Source organism: Haloferax sp. ATB1, from assembly GCF_000730175.1.
The window spans coordinates 1-19,740 of the sequence record NZ_JPES01000081.1 but is presented as its reverse complement, the minus strand read 5'-3'; the positions used below and the strand labels follow the sequence as shown (position 1 = coordinate 19,740).

Here is a 19,740-nt window from a genome sequence, read left to right as displayed (position 1 = left end):
TCGGCCCTCGCGGTCACCGGTGGTGTCGACGAGGTGCGCGAACTGCGAGAGTCTCGCCCGCGTGTACTGGGTCGGGTTGTCGACGACGACCTCGCGGCGCTTCGGAAAGAGGACGACCCGCTCGCGCGAGGCGAGTTCGCCCCACTCGGTCGGGTACCAGACGACCGGGTCGGTCTCGACGTTCACCCGCTGGACCCGCCCCGCGTCGACGAGGGCGTCGAGTCCGTCCATCGCGTCCGCCTGCGAGACCCCGAGACGGCGCGCGACCTGCTGGGCGGTCGCGACGGGACGACCCTCGGATTCGAGCGCCCCGTAGAACGACGCGAGCGAGACGCCGTCCGCCGCGTCGCTCGGGTGGTTCGCATCGGCCGGAGACGTCTCGGGTACGTCGAGCGCTTCGGATACGTCGGCCGCACCGGCCAATCGGTCGAGTACGTCTCGGGACGTGCCGTCCCCGTCGCCGTCTCCGTCGGGAGGACCGGGGTCCTCGTCCTCGGCAGTCATCGAACGCGAGTACGGCCGCGACGGGGAAACGGCTTGCGACACCGGGAGCCGTGAGATGGGCGGGGAAACCCGCTCGTCGCGGGTGAGAGCAGGTGGGCTTCGACGGGAGCGAGCGAGGAGCCGAGAGGACGCGACTCGATTTCTCGAAGCGGTTCTGCGTCGACCCGACGTTATCGAGACGTGCTCGACCGCGCCGGAGCCATCCGGTCGAAGACGGCCCGGAAGTCGTCGTCGACGGTGAGGAACTCGGGGAACTCTTCGAGGGTCCGGACGCCGTCGAGATAGACGTACTCGACCGGTTCCGGGGGTATCTCCTCGAAGACCTGAACCGGGCCTCGCTCGGTGAGACCCACGAACGGTCGCCCCTCCGGGTCGGTCTGTGGCGTCAGTTCGTGTTCGAGGTAGAGTTTCGCCATCGCGAGGGCGCTCGCGAGCGGGACCTGTCCGGGCGTCAACTGCCACGTGACCTCCCGGTCTTCGTAGTGGACAGTGGTCACGTAGCCGTCGTCGAACCGAAAGCAGTCGACTCGCTCTCCCGAACGCGACCACCGCGTCTCCGTCGTACGGGAGCGTTCGAGGGACCACTCCTCGTCGCCGCCGCGGTCTAACACGGCCTCGCCGAGGCGCACCCACACGCGACTGAGCGCACGCATATGTCACCAATTCGTCCCCCTTGGTAATTGCATTGACGCCACGGGAACGAAACAGTCCGTCACGAGAGGATGTTGGGACGGGAAGATGTTGGGACGGGAGGATGTTGGGACGGGAGGACGTTGGGGCGAGAAAACGCTGGGACGAGTGGCGGTTTCGTCCGTGGACGCTCGCCGCGGACGCTTGGGTGTGAACAGCCGAGTGCGCGTGAGTCGCATGCACACCACGTTTCCGGTGAACGAGCGGAGTCGAATCTCGGCTCCGGGAGTGCAGTAAACGTCGGCGTCGGCGGTCGGTCACCGGCGATACCTCACCGAGTCGTGCCGCGAGCGACCCACACCTCGCTTCCGGTGAATCGCGAGTCCGTGTGAGACGGGCAGAGACACCACGTTTCCGGTGAACTAGCGCGAAGGATCGGGAATGGAAACGCGGACCGATGGGAAGGGACAAATAGAGAGCACCGTTCCACAAGCCGCCGCCGCGAGTCGACTCAACGGAGAACGTAGCAGCGCTGACAGACACCACGTTTCCGGTGAAATACGGCGTGAGGGAACGCCAGCAGTAACACCGGGGAGCAGTGACGCGGCGCGTCGGTGAGTTCCGAGAGCGGAGTCACGCGCACACCACGTTTCCGATGAACTGGACCGAGCGACCGGCAGCGAGAGACGCGGCGGAAAGCGAGGGACGACCTGCGGTTGTCTCGTGCCTCCCAGCTATGGCCGAATCGGACCACTTATAACGGCCACACCACGTTTCCGGTGAAATCAATCGTTTCAGACGCCGTATCGGCGCTTCCGCCTTGGGTTACAGAATCCGTGCGGGACACCACGTTTCCGGTGAGTTAGCGTGTGGGACCGGTTAGTGAGCGTCGGACGGCAACTCGGTTCACGTTGGCAGGGTTGGACACCACGTATAACAACAGTTAAATAGTTTATTTGTGTTACCGTCCATTGATACACTCGCGAAAATAAGAATGTACTCGAACATCGAGTACTGCTCGACTGGAATAGAGTGTCTCAGTCAGGCATTTTCGAGAGGTTCGCGAGTTCGGAAACCGGTTCGAACTCGTCGGCTCTCGTCGGTTCTGTTGCGGTGACTGCGAGTCGCTTCGACGCACGATTACCCCACTGTCCGCCCGTTTCGAGCGTTCTATCTTCGGTCCTCGCCGGGACGCAAAGCGCAGCCCCCTGTTTTCGCGTGAACTGAGAGGAACCCCCACACCGTGTTTCCGGTGAACCGAAACCCCCGTTTCGTGTGGACCGGTACCCGGGGTTTGTGGTCGTTCACCGGAAACGTGGTGTGTGTGTGCTGCGTCGAATGGTAAGTCCTTTCACCGGAAACGTGGTGTGTTGCGAACATGCCTAACGCCAGCGACGACCTCTTCACCCGGGAGGACCCCATCTTCGCCAACAAGGAGTTGTTGGAGATCAACCACCTCCCGGGTGAGGGTCGCATCGTCGGTCGCGACGACGAGATCTCGGATCTCGCGACCGCGGTGAACCCCGCCATCTTCGGACAGAGTCCGAGCAACGTCCTCATCTACGGGAAGACGGGGACGGGTAAGTCGCTCTGTGCGAAGTACGTCTCTCAGCGCCTCGTCGAGACGGCCGAAGAAGAGGGCGTGAAAGCGACGTTCGCCTACGTGGACTGCGCGCAGGACACGACCGAGACGCAGGCCGTCCAGACCATCGCCGACAGCGTCAACGACACCGCGATCACCGGGATCAAAGTTCCAGACAAGGGGCTTTCGACGTCGACGTACTACAAGCGGCTGTGGCGCATCCTCGACTCGCTGTACGACGTCGTCCTCATCATCCTCGACGAGATCGACAAACTGAGCGACGACGACATCCTCATGCAGCTCTCGCGGGCCGGTGAGGCGGGGAAGATTGCCGGCTGTAAGCTCGGCGTCATCGGTATCAGCAACAAGATCCAGTACAAAGACCGGATGGACGAGCGGGTGAAATCCAGCCTCTGCGAGCGCGAGTTCGTCTTTCCGCCGTACGACGCGAACCAACTCCGCGACATCATGGACGCCCGCAGCGACGCGTTCCGCGACGGCGTGTTGGACCCTCGACGATTCCGCGTGCCGCGGCGCTCGCCGCCCGCGAACACGGGGACGCGCGGAAAGCCATCGACATCTTGCGGTACGCGGGCGAAATCGCACAGTCGATGGGAGCGAGTACGGTCAAGGAGAACTTCGTCACGCAGGCGCGTCAGCGCGCCGAGACCGACCGCTTCCGAGAGCTGATTCGCGGGTCGACACCGCACTCTCGTTACGTGTTACAGGCGCTCGCTATCCTCTCGCTTTCGAACGAAAAGCAGGACGGCTTCCGAACGAGTCGCGTCTACGAGGTCTACGAGAACATCTGTCGACAGCAGGGCTCCGACAGCCTGTCGCTCCGGCGAGTCCGAGACCTACTGAAAGAACACGCGTTTCTCGACATCATCGAGCAGTCGAAACACAGCGGCGGAAGTGCGGAAGGAAGCTACACCAAGCACCAACTGCTCGAAGATCCGGACGTGGTGAGAGACGTCCTCATCGAGAACACGGACACCTGATTGAAGAACCGGAATCTCGCGGGGCGTGTGAGGGCCGAACCGACTCGCGGGGACGCTGCACCGCTGCAGGCGTATCTCCGTAGAGCGGCCTCTTATATTTTATTGCAGCATCACGTGACCGGAATATTCACGTGTGACCGGTCCGATCACACTCTCGGTTGTCGGTGGAGACTCACGGTTCGAGTCGGTCGATCGGGACCGACTTGGAGCGGACCGATTCGTACAGGCTTTCGACCCACGAGACGACTTCAGGCGTGTCGCCGTCCACGAGGGCCGTCAGGTTGTTGTGCTCGTCGTAGGCGGAGACGACGCCGTGGCCGTCGACCACGAGCAGTCCGAAGTCGAGGCTCTCCTCGGCGATTCGAAGTTCGAACTGGTCGAGTTCCCGCGCGCGCTCGAAGGAGTCCGGATAGGCGTCCATCGACCGCTCAAGGACGCCGCGGTCGACAACGAGTTCCATCTGGGTGTTCTCCCCCAGCACCGCCTCGGCCGATTCGTTGAACACGCGACTCACGATTGGGGTGACTCCGCGGAAGCGGTCGACCGGTTCGCTTCCGACGATGGTCAGGTACCTGTTAAGCGGCGCGTGCGGGTCGTTGTCCGCGGCGGTCGTGATGTTCATCTGACCGAGAACACCGGGCGGAGCGTCCTCACAGATCTCCGCGGCATCTGCCAAGAACTCGCTCATTCGGTCGGCGCATTCGACCGTCTCGGTGAACCGCTCGTACTGTTCGTGGACCATCGTCCCACCCGGGGTGAGGTGATACAGTCCGTCGGCCTTCTTCTTCGTCCACCCCCGGTCACAGAACCCCGCGAGCGTCCGCTGTGCCGTTTCTCGGGCGCAGTCACAGAGTCCTGCAAGCTCTGTCGGCCGACGTGGCTCGACCGCTAACGCCCGGAGAATCGCCTCTCTACTCTGTGACCCCACGAGAAACGCCACGTCCTCCCGCGCACTCATGTCCTTCCGTTAGACTGTTCGGCATTTCACACTTGTGGGTGGTCAGACCCGTAACGCGGCGAAAAATCGATGGTTCGGAGTCGTCTATCCGAGAAGTCCAAGCGCGTCGATGCGCTCGACGATCTCTTCGACGGCGGTTTCCGCGTCGTCCGTCCGCTTTCCGCCGGTGATGACGATTTTCCCGGAACCGAAAAGCAGGATGACGACTTTCGGCTCGTCCATCCGGTAGACGAGGCCGGGGAACTGCTCGGGTTCGTACTCGACGTCTTCGAGTCCGAGACCGATAGCCAGCGCGTTCAGGTTCAGGTTGTGTCCGAGGTCCGCGCTGGAGACGATGTTCTGGACGGTTATTTCTGGCTCGTCGTCGACGGGTATCTGAAGCTCGCGGAGCTTGTCGAAGATAATGCCGAGTGCGTCGTGCACGTCGTCGATACTTTTCGCACCCGTGCACACGATCTTCCCCGAACGGAAGATAAGCGCAGCGGCTTTCGGGTCCTGGGTGCGATAGACGAGGCCCGGGAAGTTGTCCGGGTTGAAATCTGCACCGGGGAGGTCGTCGGCGAGGGCTTCGAGGTCGAGCTCCTGACCGATCCCGGTCGATGCGACTACGTTCTGAATCTCGATGGAGTCTGCCGGCCCACTCATTGCTCGCACGTGAATCGTACCTCCGGCCTTATAAAGCGACCCGTTATAAACCGACTTCAACGGGTCGATTCTATCGCCGCCTCGTACGCGCGCGAAACTAATACATTGATTTCTCGGTCTTCCGAATTGATGTCACAACTGACCGCGCGTGAAGTTATGGCACGCCTCGTGTCTATTTTTCTCACAGAGCCACTAAATCAACGGGGTTAAATGTATCCCCGGCATTCGGATTAATGCGAAGAAGCGCACGGGGGCACTCCCCCCGAAAGCTTCCACCGAACGCCCCGACCCCAAGGTCGTCAGGCGCTCACCGGGATGACACACCTTCCCGGGGGTCGCCACGATACGACGGCCTTAAGTGGTCCAAGGCATTTCGGATGAATGCGAAAGACGCACCGCGATTGCAGGGCGATTCAACGCGTCCTGCCTCACCGGCCCTGAACCGAACGGGGTTCGAAGGGTTTATACCCTCGAATCGCATCGGTTCAGGTCCGAAGGAAATGAGGATTCCGCCCCTGCGGTACGCCGCAAGACGGTATCTGATGTTAGCCCTAGTAGTTCGGTGACATCCGAACGGATGTCATACGAACTCGGACCTTTGAACGGTGATTTGACAGCAATACGCTGCCATTCACCCGCCAACACCCCGCGACCAGGTTTAAATGGTCGCGACCCATTCCGGTTGATCCTGCCGGAGGTCATTGCTATTGGGGTCCGATTTAGCCATGCTAGTTGCACGAGTTTAGACTCGTTGCGGAAAGCTCAGTAACACGTGGACAAACTACCCTACGGAGAACGATAACCTCGGGAAACTGAGGCTAATAGTTCATAGGAGAGTCGCGCTGGAAATGCCGGCTCTCCCAAACGCTCCGGCGCCGTAGGATGTGTCTGCGGCCGATTAGGTAGACGGTGGGGTAACGGCCCACCGTGCCGATAATCGGTACGGGTTGTGAGAGCAAGAGCCCGGAGACGGAATCTGAGACAAGATTCCGGGCCCTACGGGGCGCAGCAGGCGCGAAACCTTTACACTGCACGCAAGTGCGATAAGGGGACCCCAAGTGCGAGGGCATATAGTCCTCGCTTTTCTCGACTGTAAGGCGGTCGAGGAATAAGAGCTGGGCAAGACCGGTGCCAGCCGCCGCGGTAATACCGGCAGCTCAAGTGATGACCGATATTATTGGGCCTAAAGCGTCCGTAGCCGGCCACGAAGGTTCATCGGGAAATCCGCCAGCTCAACTGGCGGGCGTCCGGTGAAAACCACGTGGCTTGGGACCGGAAGGCTCGAGGGGTACGTCCGGGGTAGGAGTGAAATCCCGTAATCCTGGACGGACCACCGATGGCGAAAGCACCTCGAGAAGACGGATCCGACGGTGAGGGACGAAAGCTAGGGTCTCGAACCGGATTAGATACCCGGGTAGTCCTAGCTGTAAACGATGCTCGCTAGGTGTGACACAGGCTACGAGCCTGTGTTGTGCCGTAGGGAAGCCGAGAAGCGAGCCGCCTGGGAAGTACGTCCGCAAGGATGAAACTTAAAGGAATTGGCGGGGGAGCACTACAACCGGAGGAGCCTGCGGTTTAATTGGACTCAACGCCGGACATCTCACCAGCTCCGACTATAGTAATGACGGTCAGGTTGATGACCTTACCACGACGCTATAGAGAGGAGGTGCATGGCCGCCGTCAGCTCGTACCGTGAGGCGTCCTGTTAAGTCAGGCAACGAGCGAGACCCGCACTTCTAATTGCCAGCAGCAGTTTCGACTGGCTGGGTACATTAGAAGGACTGCCGCTGCTAAAGCGGAGGAAGGAACGGGCAACGGTAGGTCAGTATGCCCCGAATGAGCTGGGCTACACGCGGGCTACAATGGTCGAGACAATGGGTTGCTATCTCGAAAGAGAACGCTAATCTCCTAAACTCGATCGTAGTTCGGATTGAGGGCTGAAACTCGCCCTCATGAAGCTGGATTCGGTAGTAATCGCATTTCAATAGAGTGCGGTGAATACGTCCCTGCTCCTTGCACACACCGCCCGTCAAAGCACCCGAGTGAGGTCCGGATGAGGCCACCACACGGTGGTCGAATCTGGGCTTCGCAAGGGGGCTTAAGTCGTAACAAGGTAGCCGTAGGGGAATCTGCGGCTGGATCACCTCCTAACGACCGAGACCACCCCGACGGGGTGGCTCACACGCGATCTTCCGAGTTCACTAATGACACCCGTTCGGACACCTTAGAACTACTAGGGCTAACACGGGCCCATAGCTCAGTGGTAGAGTGCCTCCTTTGCAAGGAGGATGCCCAGGGTTCGAATCCCTGTGGGTCCATGGTAAGCAGTACTCCACTCCGAAACGATCGTGCCCCTTAAGTGTGGCAAGACGTTTCGACAGAATGGATACTGACGACAGATGCACCATCCCGCGCAAGCGAGGTTGGGAAGGGTCGAAAATTCGCCTCGGGTCGTCACCGAGGGGATTTGATGAAACCGTGTGTACGTGCAATCCAGGCGTCCACTGGACCCGTTCTCCGGGTCACAGTGACTATATCAACTGGCTACTGTGCCAGCTGGTGGATAGCTCGGCTCGAGAGCCGATGACGGACGTGCCAAGCTGCGATAAGCCTCAGGGACCCGCATGGAGGGAAAGAACTGAGGATCTCCGAATGGGAATCCCCACGCAATTGCCTTGCGCAATGGGGAACGTTCCGAATTGAAACATCTTAGTAGGAACAGGAAAAGAAAGCAATCCGCGATGTCGTTAGTAACGGCGAGTGAACGCGATACAGTCCAAACCGAAGCCTTCGGGCAATGTGGTGTACGGACTACCCATAACGGACCTGGATCTTATGTGAAGTCTCCTGGAACGGAGCGTGATACAGGGTGAAAACCCCGTAACATAAGAACCAGATCCCGGGGTTGTTCCAGAATAGCGGGGGTTGGATATCCCTCGTGAATTTCGCAGGCATCAACTGCGAAGACTAAACACTCCTCGAGACCGATAGCGAACAAGTAGCGTGAGCGAACGCTGAAAAGCACCCCGAAAAGGGCGGTGCAATAGGGCTTGAAATCAGTTGGCGATAGAGCGACGTGGCATACAAGGTCACTCGACGAAAGAACTGGGAGCGATCCCGTAGTATGACTCGAGTGAAGCCGATGTTACGTCGTGCGTTTTGAAAAACGAACCATGGAGTGCATCTGACTGGCGAGTCTAAGGGGTGAACCCCCGGAGGCATAGGGAAACCGATACGGCCGCAGTCTTTGACCAGGGCCACCGTCTTCAAGGGCGGGGAGCCAACCGGATGCGACCCGAAACCAAGTGATCTACGCCGGAGCAGGGCGAAGCGTGGCGAAAGCTGCGTGGAGGCCCGTTAGAGTTGGTGTCCTACAATACCCTCTCGTGACTCTGGTGTAGGGGTGAAAGGCCCATCGAACTTGGCAACAGCTGGTTCCAACCGAAACATGTCGAAGCATGACCTCTGATGAGATAGTTCGTGAGGTAGAGCGACCGATTGGGAATCCGGACTCCGAGAGGAGTTCGCTTCCCTGTCAAACTCCGAACTTACGAACGTCGTAGACTCAGGGAGTCCGGTGTGCGGGGTAAGCTTGTGCACCGTGAGGGAGACAACCCAGAGCCAGGTTAAGGACCCAAAGTGTGGATTAAGTGTGATTGAAGATTGTCTCGAGCCCTAAACAGCCGGGAGGTGAGCTTAGAAGCAGCTACCCTCTAAGAATAGCGTAACAGCTTACCGGCCGAGGTTCGAGGCGTCGAAAATGATCGGGACTCAAATCCACCTCCGAGACCTGGCGGCGTGTCATATGACACGATTCCGTAGGTTGGCATACTGCATGGGTGGAAGCACGGGTGAGAACTCGTGTGGACCGTGCAGCAACGAAAATCATGGTCTCAGTAGCAGCGAGAGTCGGGTGTGAACCCCGACGGCCTTACGCGCAAGGGTTCCTCGGCACTGTCAATCAGCCGAGGGTTAGTCGATCCTAAGTCTATCCGTAATTCGAAATAGATGAAAGGGAAACTGGTTAATATTCCAGTACCTTCTTGCACCAAACGTCGACGCTTTAGGAAACACCGAGCGGGGCCTTCGCCCCGTCGAATCACCGAAATTCGTGGAAGCCGTAACGGCACGAAGCGAACGAATGGTGAGATAGGGAAACTCGGCGGTACCTAGAGCCCGTGAAAAGACAAGCAAGAAGCTCGTACCGAGATCCGACACAGGTGCGCTGGCAGAGCAAGCCAAGGCCTGTCGGGATCAACCGACGTTAGGGAATTCGGCAAGTTAGTCCCGTAAGTTCGCGATAAGGGATGCCTGCTCTTGACCGAGCAGGTCGCAGTGACTCGGACGCTCCGACTGTCTAGTAACAACATAGGTGACCGCAAATCCGCAAGGACTCGTACGGTCACTGAATCCTGCCCAGTGCGGGTATCTGAACACCTAGTACAATAGGACGAAGGACCCGTCAACGGCGGGGGTAACTATGACCCTCTTAAGGTAGCGTAGTACCTTGCCGCTTCAGTAGCGGCTTGCATGAATGGATCAACGAGAGCGTCACTGTCCCAACGTTGGGCCCGGTGAACAGTACGTTCCAGTGCGGAGTCTGGAGACCCCCAAGGGGAAGCGAAGACCCTATAGAGCTTTACTGCAGGCTGTCGCTGAGACGTGGTCGCTAATGTGCAGCATAGGTAGGAGCCATTACACAGGTACCCGCGCCAGCGGGCCACCGAGGCAACATTGAAATACTACCCGTTAGTGACTGCGACTCTCACTCCTGGCGGAGGACACCGGTAGCCGGGCAGTTTGACTGGGGCGGTACGCGCTCGAAAAGATATCGAGCGCGCCCAAAGATTTCCTCACGCGAGTCGGGAACTCGTGGAAGAGCGCAAGAGCAAACGGAAGTCTGACAGTGACATTCCCAACGAGTGTCGCTGACGCGAAAGCGTGGTCTAGCGAACCTACGAGGTTCATTCATGGGACCCGTAGATGACAGAAAAGCTACCTTAGGGATAACAGAGTCGTCACCCGCAAGAGCACATATCGACCGGGTGGCTTGCTACCTCGATGTCGGTTCCCTCCATCCTGCCTGTGCAGAAGCAGGCAAGGGTGAGGTTGTTCGCCTATTAAAGGAGGTCGTGAGCTGGGTTTAGACCGTCGTGAGACAGGTCGGCTGCTATCTATTGGGGGTGTTAAGGAACTTGACGTGAACGTTCGTATAGTACGAGAGGAACTACGAATGGGTGCCACTGGTGTACCGGTTGTCCGAGAGGGCAGATGCCGGGCAGCTACGCACCACGGGGTAAGAGCTGAACGCATCTAAGCTCGAAACCCACACGGAAAAGAAGTTCCACTGAGGACACTCGTAGAAGACGAGTTCGATAGACTCGGGGTGTACGCAACGAGGCAACGAGTTGTTAAGCCCGCGAGCACTAACAGACCAAGCCACATTCATACGCACTGAGACCCGAGAACGGGTCCAGGCGCAAACTGGATTGCACGAACACATTGGTAAGACGGCCCGTCCGATATTGGTATGACAACGGTTCGATTCCGTTGGTCGGCATTAAGGCGGCCAGAGCGGTGAGGTTCCACCCGTACCCATCCCGAACACGGCAGTTAAGCTCACCTGCGTTCTGGTCAGTACTGGAGTGAGCGATCCTCTGGGAAATCCAGTTCGCCGCCCCCACTCATAAGAGCCCACTGGACTTCGGTCCAGTGGGCTTTTTTCATTTACAGCGAGCGGACGTCCGCTCGCGCACTGCACAGACAGCGACCGCTCCCTCAGTCGAGACAGCGAAAACGCCCGAGAGTGGCAACGCTCTCGTCGAACGCATCGGTTCCGCCGACACCACTCGCCTTCGACCGTGATGGTGTTTCGGCGGGATCCGGACAGCCGTTCGACTCGAAACTCGACGAAATCGACAGACGAAAGCCCGATTTCGAACACGTTGATTGGGGTGAAATTCAGCGAAAACCGGGGTTACGATTCTCCCCTTTTACCGTATCTGGGTTAGAAGGGAGGGTTGCATGCGCGGCAGCAAACACCTTCACCGTAGTCATGGTCGTTGCGATGCTCGCCGTCGCGATGGTCCCCGGGACCGTCGGTGCAGCGAGCACCGATGCCCTCCAGGTCGGCGTCACGCAGGACGCCGACACGGGCGACGCGACAGTGACCGTGACACGGAACGAGACGGCCGTCGAGAACGCGACGGTCGTCGTCGAATCGAGCGGTAACTACTCCGGGAACGGAACGTACGCGACGGGCGCGAACGGCACCGTCGACCTCCCCAACCCGCAGGAGCGCGTGAACGCGACGTTCACCGTCACCGAGGGGAACAACACGACCGCTACGTCCGTCGTCCTCGTCCCGCTCGACGAGTCCCTCGACATCTCCGTCGAGGCTGACGACGCCAACGACACGCTCACCGCCACTGTCACCCAGTACGGCGACGCCGTCGAGGGCGCGTCTGTCATGGTCAACAGGAGCGCGTACGACAACGGAACGTACGAGACGGACGCCAACGGCACCGTCGAGGTTGCCGAACCGACGACCACGACGAACCTGACGTTCGTCGCGATGGACGGCGACCTCACCGCTGAGACGACGGTCGCAGTCGAGGCCGACGACCTCACCGTCACCGCCGAGGTTGACGACGCCAACGACACGGTCGTCGCCACCGTCACGCAGGACGGCAAACCGGTCGAGAACGCGTCGGTTCAGGTCAACGGAACTGACTACGCCGACAACGGCACGTACGAGACGGACGCGAACGGCACCGTTGAGGTCGCCGAGCCGACGACCACGACGAACCTGACGTTCGTCGCGACGGCCGACGGCCTCTCCGCCGAGACCACGGTCGCCGTCGAGGCTGACGACCTCAACGTCTCCGTCTCGCAGGACGAAAACGGGTCGGTCACCATCACCGTGACCGAAGACGGCGAACCCGTCGAGAACGCCTCGGTCGCGGTCGAGGGTAACTACACGGACGCGGGCGAGTACGAGACGGACGCGAACGGTACCGTCGAACTCATCGCGCCCCTGCAGAGTGTCACGGTCGACGTGACCGCCGAGTACGACGGCCTCACCGCCGAGACGACCACCACCCTGCAGGGTGAGGTCGCCGAGGACGACCCGTTCGGGCAGCTCGTCAGCAGCTTCGTCGAGCGACTCAAGGACACGGGTACTGACGGCCCGCTCGGACAGGCCGTCTCCGACTTCGTGACTAAGAACAACCCGGGTAACGCCGACGACAAGCGTCCGGACCACGCCGGCCCGAAGAACAGCAGCGACGACGCTGACGGCGAGGAAGACGCACCCGGGAACTCCGACAAGGCCAAGAACGGTAACGCCGGTGGCCCGCCGGAACACGCCAACAACGACAAGGCGAGCGACGAAGACGACGAGGAGACCGACGAAGAAGAGACCGAGAGCACGGACGACGCTGACGACGAGTCGGAAGACGATGACGAGTCCACCGGTAACGGCAACGGTGGTGGCCCGCCGGAGCACGCGAACAACAACTAACTAATCGAACACGGGTCCCACGCAGCAAGCGTGGGCTTGGTTTCACCCTTCGCACGCGCCCGGGCGGGTACTGTGGACAGAGGCACCCCCCACATCCCTTACGCCCCCGACCGTGGTTGTCAGAGCCCAACGGTCGGGCTACTCACTCGCCCGACGCGACTTTTTCTGTGGAAACGTCACCGAGCGCGCCGACGAGCGCCGGGTCGACGCCGAACCGTCGAACCGCGAGCCGTGCGCCTGCGACCACGAGGTCGTCGTCGACGCGAGCGGGCACACCGCTGGGATACCACGCCGAGTCGTCGGATGCGCGGACGTTCGACCGGAGCGACTCGCGGAGCCGATGGTGTGCGAACAGCGTCGAGACAAACGCGAGCGACGCCGCGAGTGTCACGCCGCCGTCGTCGAACTCCGCGTCGGTCGCTTCTGTTCTGGCCGTTTCGAGCGCGCCGGCGACTGCGAGCGACTGCCTCGCGTGGTCGTCGTCGGTGAGCGCGCGGCTAAGCGCGGCGTCCTGAATCTCTCGAATCGCGCGTTCTGCCGTCGGGTCGGTCATCGGAGGTGAGACGGAGTTAGCTCACGCGCCGTCGAGCGTCGGAACGCGGAGTGTGTGGTCCACGACGGTTTCGTCCGGTCGCAGCGTCACCGTCCCGAGGAACACCGTCTCGCCCTCGGCGGCGTTGGTCGCCACGGTCTGGAGCGTCGCCCGCTGGTCGAGTTGTTCCCAGGTGACGCGTTCGACGAGGCGCTGGAACGCGTCGGGGTCGGTCCACCCCGAATCGATATCGGACGGGACGTTGACCACGAACCGGAGTTCGGTCTCGGTGACGTGGATGCCGACGCGGAACGTGTCCCCGTCGGTCGAATCGTCCGGCGAACGCTCGGTGGCGGCCGCGTCGGAGTCCGTGTTCGACGCGGGCGCGGTTTCGCTCGCCGTCTCGTCGGGGTCGGTCATGCCCGGCTGTCGGAGACGTGGAGACAAAGATGCACCGGACGTGAGCCGAAAGGCGAACCACGAGCGCGCGTCGTCGCCGACGCCTCGGCGTGACCCGGCTACCGCGTGCCGCGAACCCGGTGACGGAGCCGCGTTTCCGGCGCTCGAACCCGGGCGTCGAGTGCGGTGAATCACCCTCCTCGACCCCGATAGCGTGCGAATCTCACGCATGCAGAGACGAACGTCGAACGGTTATTAGCGTTCGAGACACCAGTCCGACCAACGAATGAGTTACAAGATCGGTCTCGTCGGAAAACCGTCCGTCGGGAAGTCGAGTTTCTTCAACGCGGCGACGATGAACGACGTGCCCGAGGGCGCGTATCCGTTTACGACCATCGACCCCTCCATCGGCGAGGCGTACGTCCGCGTCGAGTGTGCGGCCCCGGAGTTCGACGAGTCGTGTACGCCCTCGGTCGGCTACTGCGACCACGGGATGCGGTTCGTCCCGGTCAAACTCGTCGACGTGGCGGGTCTCATCCCCGGCGCGCACGAGGGGAAGGGCCTCGGGAACCAGTTCCTCACCGACCTCAACGAGGCGGACGTGCTCGTCCACGTCGTGGACTTCTCCGGTGAGACGGACATCGAAGGCGAGGCGACGGAGGGCCACGACCCCCGGGAGGACATCGACTTCCTCGAGAACGAACTGGACATGTGGTACCTCGGCGTCCTCGAGAAGGGAATCGACCGCTACCGCTCGGGCTACCACGGCGAGGACAAGGACATCGAAGTCGACCTCGCGGAACAGATGTCCGCGTTCAAGACGAACAAAGACGAAATCAAGCAGATAATCCTCTCGCTCGGCCTGGAGCTCGACCCCGACGAGTGGGACGACGCGGACAAGGAGTCGCTCGCCCGCGAGATTCGAAAGCGGACGAAGCCCATCATCATCGCGGCGAACAAGATGGACAAGCCGGTCTCCCAAGAGAACTACGAGGAAATCACGGCCGACGCCGACTACGAACACCTGACGTTCGTCCCGACCTCGGCGCACGCGGAGAAGGCGCTGAAGAAGGCCGACGAGGGCGGCGTCGTCGACTACCGCCCCGGCGACGACGACTTCGACATCGTCGGCGACGTGAGCGACGAACAGGAGGCGGGTCTCGAACAGATTCGCGAGTTCGTCACGGAGTTCGGCGGCACGGGCGTCCAGCAGTCGCTCGAAAACGCGTTGTTCGACGTGATGGGTGCCATCGCCATCTTCCCCGGGAGCGCGAACGGCAAGAGCGACTCGCAGGGCGTCTTCCGGGACTGCTTTATCCTCCCCGAGGGCTCGACGACCGAGGACTTCGCGTACCACCTGCACTCGGACATCGGCGACGGCCTCCTCCACGGCATCGACTGCCACTCGAAGCGCCAAATCGGTTCGGACCACGAACTCGCACACCGGGACGTGGTCGAAATCGTCTCGACGAACTGACTCTCTCGGACGCCAACCGCAACACCGTTATATCCGTGGCTGTAGCACCCGGGTATGGGTGAGGCCGAAACGACGGCCGCGACACTCGACGTCGAGATTGGGGGACTCGGCGGCGAGGTGACGCTGGCCGACTTGTTCCCGTCGTCGTGGGTCGAGTCGCATTGTCAGGCTGCATCGATCAGTGAATTCCTCGAAGAGAGCGGGTTCGCGGTCGAAGATCAGGACTCCTTCGAGTCGATACCGCCCCACGAGTGGGACCGGTACGTCGAGTCGAACACCGAGTTCGACGACTGGCAGGGGATGCTCTCCGCCGGCGTCGAGCGCTACGTGCTCGAACAGGCGAGGGCCGGCGAACGGGCGGCCGATACGGCCGACGAGGTCGAAACGGTCGACGAGGTCGATACGACTGACGGAAGCGATTCGACGGACACCGAGGTGGAAGACTCCCTCGAAGCCGGCGTCTGAACGCGCGGGCTGAACCGGGAGACGGGGGGACTCCGGTTTGGGAGGGACTGCTTGCTATGCGCTGTCTTCGACGAGCGCCGCACCGCGTGCGAGCGCATCGTCCCACCAGTCACGTTCGCGAGCGTCGGCGACGGACAGCGGCGCGTCGGGGTCGTCGGGTCGGTCGCCGAGGTCGAGACTCCACCACTCCACGTCGTGCCACGCGTCGCGTTTGTAGCCGACGCGCTCGAAGCGGCCGACGCGTTCGAACCCGAACGACTCGTGGAAGTCGATGCTCGCGGGGTTCGGCGTCGTGATGACGGCGACCGCGGAGGCGTAGCCCTGTCGTTCGAGCAGGTCCAAAAGTGCCGTGTAGAGACCGCGAGCGACGCCGCGGCGCTGGAAGTCCGGGCGGACGTAAATCGATGTCTCGACGGTCCACTGGTAGGCGATGCGCTCCCGTAACGCGCCGGCGTAGGCGTAGCCGGCGACCTCGCCGTCGAGTTCGCAGACGAGCCACGGGTAGTCGGTCTTCTTCTCCAGTTTCGCTTCGAGGTCCGCGACGCTCGGCGGGTCGTATGCGAACGAAATCGCGGTGTCTTGGACGAACGGCGCGTAAATCTCTCGTATCGCGGGGAGGTCGGACGGCGTCGCCGCGCGGAGGCGGACAGGGACAGTCATGACACAGGTGGGGTCGCGCGGAGAGAAAGAGGCGACGATGGCGGCGGGCCTCGCGGGTGCGGCCGGTCCTGCGTGCGAGGCGGTCTCGTGAGCGGGGGCGCTCAGTCGCTCGTGGGTGCCGCGTCGAGGCCGTCGGCGACCGCCCGCGCCCGCTCGCGGATGTCGTCGGCGTCCGCGCGGACGTGTTCGCCCCCGTCGTAGAGCACGTCGCCGTCGACCATGGTGAACACCACGTCGTCGCCGTGGGCGGCGAACACGAGATGCGACAGCACGTCGTGGAGCGGCGTCGCTCGCGTGCGGTCGGTGTCGATGCCGACGATGTCGGCTTTCCACCCCTCGCGGAGTTCGCCGACGCGGTCGAAGCCGGCGGCCTTCGCGCCGTTTCGGGTCGCCATCTGGAAGACGGTTGCGGCGGGCGTGCTCGTCGGGTCGAGCGCGTCGACCTTCTGGAGGAGACTGGCCTGCCGCATCTCGGTGAAGGGGTCGAGCGTGTTGTTACACGGCGGGCCGTCGTTGCCGAGCGCGACGTTGATGCCGCGGTCGAGATAGTCCGGGATGGGCGCGATGCCCGACGCGAGCTTCATGTTCGACGACGGGCAGTAGGTGACGTGCGTGCCGGTCTCGGCGAGCACCTCGCGCTCGGACTCGTCGGTGTGGACGCAGTGGGCGAGCACCACGTCGTCGCCGGTGATGCCGACCTCGTCGAGCCAGTGGATGTTGCGCATGCCCGTCTCCGCCTCGACGGTGGCGATTTCGTCGCGGTTCTCGCTCGCGTGGGTGTGGATGCGGACGCCGTCGTACCGGTCTGCGAGTTCGCGGACGCCCCGGAGACAGGCCTCCGAGCAGGTGACGGCGAACCGCGGCGTGACGGCGTACCGGATGCGGCCGTCGAAGCCGTCGTGATAGCGCTCGATGAGGCGCTCGGACTCGTCGAGGCCGGCGTCGGTGTCTTCCTGTAATCCCTCGGGGGCGTTCGTGTCCATGAGCACCTTCCCGATGCGCCCGCGGATGCCCATCTCGCCCGCGGCTTCGAACGCCTCTTCGGCGTGTCGGACAGAGAGGTGATCGACGACCGTCGTCGTCCCGGACTCGATGCATTCGAGGTAGCCGAGTTCGGCGGCGACGCGCATCCCCTCGGCGTCGAGGCCGGCCTCCATCGGGAGCACGTGGTCGAACAGCCAATCCAAGAGCTCGGTGTCGTCGGCGATGCCGCGGCCGAGCGACTGCACGGAGTGAACGTGCCCGCCGATGAGTCCGGGCGCGACGATACCGAACTCGCGTCGCTCGTGGTCGGGGTACGCGTCAACGAGGTCCGCGTGCGCTCCGACCGCGACGATGCGGTCGCCGTCGACGACGACGGCACCCTCTTCGATGATGGTGGCCGCGTCGGCGACCACCGTTCCCGCGAGTAACATCCTCGTGCGGGTAGACGACCGGTCGTGAAATAGGTGGTGACCCGGTCGCCGTCCGAGGTTGGTTGGAGTGAACGGTTGCGGTCGGTGGTGGAGCGGGGACGGTCGGAACCGTCCCCGCGAGCGAGCGGCCCGCGCGACCGTACGTTCTCGAATCGCGGGTGGACCCCGCGTCTGCCGTGTCGCACCGGTGTCCGCTCGCTGCGTCTTCCAGTCCGTGCCAAATACCCCTCACGATTTCGTTAGCACCTGCTAACTCCGGCCGGGGAGGTGGTGACGAAGACGAATATAACCCGGAAGTGGCCTCGAAAACGACAGATGTCAGATTAGTACATGCTAAGTCGCTCCGCGACAGAACGAAGACCGAATGCGCGAGTTCGAATTCGTCGTTCGCTTTTCCGAGGGGACCGACGAACTGATGGACCTGTTTTACGAGTACCCGAGCCTGCGGTCCCGGTCGTCGGTCTGTTCGTCCACCGAGGACGTGATGTGGCGGGTCGACCACGTCGTCGGCACGCCGGAGGCGCTGTCGGCGTTCGAGGGGGTGTTCCTCGACGAGACGCGGTGCAACGAGTGTCTCGACGCGCCCGACTGCCACACCCACCGCGACTACCACGTCCTCGACCGGTCGGGCAACTCGATGACCGTCTACACCTACCGCGAAGAGGTGAGCAACTGCCACTCGATTCCACGGTACGTCCTCGAACACGTCGGACCGGGCGTCATCTTCGAGTCATCCCGCCGTGCGGGCGCGTACCGCTGGCGCATCCTCTACCCCGGTGACCACCCGCTCGGCGAACTGTACGAAACCATCGAGGCGCAACTCAGAGAGGGCCTGCAGTTGGATGTCGAACACCTCACGAGCGCCGGCAACTGGGACGCCGAATCGCGAATCGCGGCCGACCTTTCGTCGGCCCACTGGGAGGCGCTCGAAACCGCCGTCGAACACGGTTACTACGAGCGCCCGCGCAAGGTGACCGTCGAGGACCTCAGCGAGGTGCTCGACGTGCCGCGCTCGACGGTTCAGTACCGACTGCGAACCGCCGAAGACCTCGTGATGTCGAAACTCGGCGACCGGAATCGGTAAGGAATCGACGACGCTCGGAAGCGAACGTCGGCTAATTCGAATCGTCGTCAATTTCGAACCCGAACACGCTCGCTACCGCTCGCGGTTCAAGATTGAGAGAAGTGCTCCGTCAGGGATTCGAACCCTGGTCATCACCGTGAGAGGGTGATATGATTGGCCGGACTACACCAACAGAGCACGTTGGTACATCACCAGATATTGCTCGCGATTGTAAAAGGTTGTCGCTTCAAATCGGGTGTGATACCGACTGCCGTGTTGCGATTAGACGACCTGCTCGCCCTCGCGATACACCTGCTGGACTGTCCGCCACGCGCCCGCGTCCTCGCTCGGGTCGGCGTCGAGGACGACGAGGTCCGCGACGTAGCCCTCGGCGACCTTCCCCACGTCGTCCAGTCCGAGGAGGTCGGCGCCGCCGACAGTCGCGGCTTCGAGCGCCTCGGTAGGCGAGAGACCGTACTCGACGAGCAGTTCCATCTCGCGGAGCGCGTTCTCGCCGTGGTCGTTGAACGGCGTGCCCGCGTCGGTCCCCATGGCGATTTTCACGCCGGCGTCGAGCGCGTGTTCCCACGCGCCTTCGAAGCGCTCGGCGGCGTCTTCGGCCTTCGCGACCGCCTCGGGCGGGATACCGGCCTCGACGCCCGCCTCGACGATTTCCCGAACCGCTGAGGCCGTCGGCACCCAGTACGTGCCGTGGTCGACCATGAGGTCGGCGGCCTCCTCGTCCATGAACATCCCGTGTTCGACGCTCGAAATCCCCGCGCGGGTGGCGTTTTTGATACCTTCCTCGCCGTGGGCGTGGGCCGCGGTCGGGACGCCCTTCGCGCTCGCGGCCTCCACGAGGGCGCGAATCTCCGCCTCCGTGAACT

General features: G+C 62.1%; 12 protein-coding genes, 2 tRNA genes, 3 rRNA genes and 2 pseudogenes. 9 read left to right on the top strand and 10 right to left on the bottom strand.

Annotated elements, in window-relative coordinates:
- Both ATB1_RS13430 and ATB1_RS13425 read right to left on the bottom strand, forming a co-directional pair.
- Positions 1–504 (bottom strand): annotated as a pseudogene (locus ATB1_RS13430) (DEAD/DEAH box helicase); the annotation flags it as partial.
- A gap of 170 nt (positions 505–674) precedes the next feature.
- Positions 675–1,157 carry a hypothetical protein gene (locus tag ATB1_RS13425; RefSeq protein WP_042664402.1) on the bottom strand — a complete coding sequence of 161 codons (483 nt, stop codon included), beginning with the start codon at positions 1,155–1,157 and terminating at the stop codon, positions 675–677.
- 1,355 nt (positions 1,158–2,512) lie between these two features.
- On the opposite strand from ATB1_RS13425, the pseudogene ATB1_RS13420 reads away from it, so the two are divergent.
- A pseudogene (locus ATB1_RS13420) lies at positions 2,513–3,717 on the top strand (Cdc6/Cdc18 family protein).
- 172 nt (positions 3,718–3,889) lie between these two features.
- On the opposite strand, the gene ATB1_RS13415 reads toward ATB1_RS13420, so the two are convergent.
- Both ATB1_RS13415 and ATB1_RS13410 read right to left on the bottom strand, forming a co-directional pair.
- Positions 3,890–4,459: a hypothetical protein gene (locus ATB1_RS13415; protein ID WP_042664406.1), complete on the bottom strand. Its 570-nt coding sequence runs from the start codon at positions 4,457–4,459 to the stop codon at positions 3,890–3,892.
- A 300-nt stretch (positions 4,460–4,759) separates the two neighbouring features.
- Positions 4,760–5,320 (bottom strand): TATA-box-binding protein, encoded by a 561-nt coding sequence (locus ATB1_RS13410; RefSeq protein ID WP_004970502.1) that lies wholly within the window; start codon positions 5,318–5,320, stop codon positions 4,760–4,762.
- A gap of 675 nt (positions 5,321–5,995) precedes the next feature.
- On the opposite strand from ATB1_RS13410, the gene ATB1_RS13405 reads away from it, so the two are divergent.
- The 5 genes from ATB1_RS13405 to ATB1_RS13385 all read left to right on the top strand — a co-directional run bounded on the left by ATB1_RS13405 (position 5,996) and on the right by ATB1_RS13385 (position 12,842).
- A 16S ribosomal RNA gene (locus ATB1_RS13405) occupies positions 5,996–7,469 on the top strand.
- 97 nt (positions 7,470–7,566) lie between these two features.
- Positions 7,567–7,638, top strand: a tRNA-Ala gene (locus ATB1_RS13400).
- 217 nt (positions 7,639–7,855) lie between these two features.
- A 23S ribosomal RNA gene (locus ATB1_RS13395) occupies positions 7,856–10,770 on the top strand.
- A gap of 111 nt (positions 10,771–10,881) precedes the next feature.
- Positions 10,882–11,003: ribosomal RNA gene (gene rrf / locus ATB1_RS13390) — 5S ribosomal RNA — on the top strand.
- Together the 16S, 23S and 5S rRNA genes with 1 tRNA gene alongside form the textbook arrangement of a ribosomal RNA operon.
- Before the next feature lie 372 nt (positions 11,004–11,375).
- Positions 11,376–12,842, top strand: a complete 1,467-nt coding sequence (locus ATB1_RS13385; protein WP_042664400.1) for a hypothetical protein — start codon at positions 11,376–11,378, stop codon at positions 12,840–12,842.
- A 142-nt stretch (positions 12,843–12,984) separates the two neighbouring features.
- Here ATB1_RS13385 and ATB1_RS13380 read toward each other — a convergent pair whose 3' ends face one another.
- Both ATB1_RS13380 and ATB1_RS13375 read right to left on the bottom strand, forming a co-directional pair.
- Complete coding sequence (locus tag ATB1_RS13380; protein WP_042664399.1) at positions 12,985–13,395, bottom strand: hypothetical protein; 411 nt, start codon at positions 13,393–13,395, stop codon at positions 12,985–12,987.
- A 21-nt stretch (positions 13,396–13,416) separates the two neighbouring features.
- Positions 13,417–13,794, bottom strand: coding sequence for a hypothetical protein (locus ATB1_RS13375; RefSeq protein WP_042664396.1), 378 nt, complete (start codon positions 13,792–13,794; stop codon positions 13,417–13,419).
- A 265-nt stretch (positions 13,795–14,059) separates the two neighbouring features.
- Between ATB1_RS13375 and ATB1_RS13370 the strand changes: the two genes are divergently transcribed.
- Both ATB1_RS13370 and ATB1_RS13365 read left to right on the top strand, forming a co-directional pair.
- The gene (locus ATB1_RS13370) at positions 14,060–15,250 is read left to right on the top strand and encodes a redox-regulated ATPase YchF (RefSeq protein ID WP_042664394.1); all 1,191 of its coding nucleotides are present in this window, start codon (positions 14,060–14,062) and stop codon (positions 15,248–15,250) included.
- Positions 15,251–15,304: 54 nt separating this feature from the next.
- A complete protein-coding gene (locus ATB1_RS13365; protein ID WP_042664393.1) occupies positions 15,305–15,715 on the top strand; it encodes a hypothetical protein in 411 nt (136 codons plus the stop codon).
- A 54-nt stretch (positions 15,716–15,769) separates the two neighbouring features.
- Here ATB1_RS13365 and ATB1_RS13360 read toward each other — a convergent pair whose 3' ends face one another.
- Both ATB1_RS13360 and ATB1_RS13355 read right to left on the bottom strand, forming a co-directional pair.
- Positions 15,770–16,375 carry a GNAT family N-acetyltransferase gene (locus tag ATB1_RS13360; protein ID WP_042664390.1) on the bottom strand — a complete coding sequence of 202 codons (606 nt, stop codon included), beginning with the start codon at positions 16,373–16,375 and terminating at the stop codon, positions 15,770–15,772.
- Between the two features lie 101 nt (positions 16,376–16,476).
- Positions 16,477–17,790: a 5'-deoxyadenosine deaminase gene (locus tag ATB1_RS13355; RefSeq protein ID WP_042664388.1), complete on the bottom strand. Its 1,314-nt coding sequence runs from the start codon at positions 17,788–17,790 to the stop codon at positions 16,477–16,479.
- Positions 17,791–18,154: 364 nt separating this feature from the next.
- Between ATB1_RS13355 and ATB1_RS13350 the strand changes: the two genes are divergently transcribed.
- Entirely contained in the window at positions 18,155–18,874 is a 720-nt protein-coding gene (locus tag ATB1_RS13350; protein WP_042664384.1) for a helix-turn-helix domain-containing protein, read from the top strand.
- 102 nt (positions 18,875–18,976) lie between these two features.
- On the opposite strand, the gene ATB1_RS13345 is transcribed toward ATB1_RS13350, so the two are convergent.
- Together ATB1_RS13345 and ATB1_RS13340 are read right to left on the bottom strand one after the other, a co-directional pair.
- Positions 18,977–19,051: transfer RNA gene (locus tag ATB1_RS13345), tRNA-Glu, on the bottom strand.
- A gap of 84 nt (positions 19,052–19,135) precedes the next feature.
- On the bottom strand, positions 19,136–19,740 hold a 605-nt coding region (locus ATB1_RS13340; protein ID WP_042664382.1), incomplete at its 5' end, for an amidohydrolase family protein.